This is a genomic window from Cupriavidus sp. FW305-26 (assembly GCF_058787975.1).
The window spans coordinates 1-1,314 of record NZ_JBYTAH010000162.1; the positions used below are offsets into that span (position 1 = coordinate 1).

The following is a 1,314-nucleotide window of genomic DNA, read 5'->3' on the forward strand; positions in this document are numbered from 1 at the left end:
TGGAGATGACCCGCTTTTTCGGACAGCACCTATCTTGAACCAAAGGAGGTGCTCATCATGGCTAAACATCACATGCCGTATGCCGCGGCCTTCCGGCAGCAAATGGTTGATCTGGTCCATGCAGGTCGTCGTCCGGAGGATCTGGCCAAAGAGTTCGAACCCACGGCCCAGACCATTTACAGCTGGGTCGCCCAGGCCGAACGTGACGCAGGCACACGTCATGACGGACTGACCACTGCCGAGCGCCAGGAGCTCACACGGCTACGCCGAGAGAACCGGCAGCTCAAAATGGAGAGGGAGATACTGGCAAAAGCCGCGGCCTGGTTCGCCCGGGAGACCGACTCGCTGCCCGACAAGGGTACGAATTCATGAAGGCGAACCAGGCTCGTTATCCGCTGTCCACCATGGCCAGACTACTCAAGGTCTCGCGCAGTGGCTTCCATGCGTGGAACGGGCGCAGCCCGAGCCCCCGTGTCGTGCGCGACCAGCTGCTGCTGGTGCAGATCCGCGCGATTCACTCCCGCTCCAGCGGCAGCTATGGCGTGCCCCGCGTACACGCGGCGCTGCTGCGTCAGGGCATCCGGGCGGGGCGCAAGCGCGTGGCGAGACTGATGCGTGAGGCCGGGCTGCGCGGGGCATGCCGGCCACACTTCATCTGCACGACGCACCGCGCAGCGCGGGCCAGACCCGCTGCCGATCTGGTGCAGCGGCACTTCCGTGCTGAGGCACCCAACCAGCTGTGGGTTGCCGATGCAACGTACATTCCGACCAAGGCCGGCTTCTACTATCTGGCTGTCGTACTCGACGTGTACAGCCGACGCATCGTGGGCTGGGCTATGGGCAACCACCTGCGCACCGCGCTGATGTTGCAGGCCCTGGACATGGCGCTGGAGCAGCGACATCCCACTTCGGTGATCCACCATTCCGACCAGGGGTGCCAATACACGTCAGTGGCCTTTGGCCAACGCTGTCGGGATGCGGGCGTGCGCCCCTCGATGGGCTCGGTGGGCGATGCCTACGACAACGCCATGTGTGAGGCCTTCTTTGCCACGCTCGAGTGCGAACTGCTGAACCGCTCGCACTTCGCCACCCACGACGACGCCCGGCGGTCATTGTTCACCTGGATCGAGGGCTGGTACAACTCGCACCGCCTGCACAGTGCCTTGGGCTATCGCTCGCCGCAGGAGTTTGAAAAGCTACCTGTCGGGGTTAGGAATCCGTCGCTACACCGGGCCTACACCGCCCCATCACAAGGAGAAAACCCATAGACATAAAATCCAATGCAGATCTGTCCGAGAAAACGGGGTAACCCCA

General features: G+C 63.0%; 1 protein-coding gene. It reads left to right on the top strand.

Annotated features, from left to right (window positions below):
- Nucleotides 1-57: 57 nt before the first annotated feature.
- Nucleotides 58-1,268, top strand: a protein-coding gene (locus AC3WQZ_RS35660; RefSeq protein WP_492302163.1) for an IS3 family transposase whose coding sequence is annotated in 2 segments (ribosomal slippage) — nt 58-307 and nt 307-1,268 — 1,212 coding nt in all. Because the reading frame shifts where the segments join, the coding sequence is not laid out codon by codon here.
- The last annotated feature ends 46 nt before the right edge of the window (nt 1,269-1,314 follow it).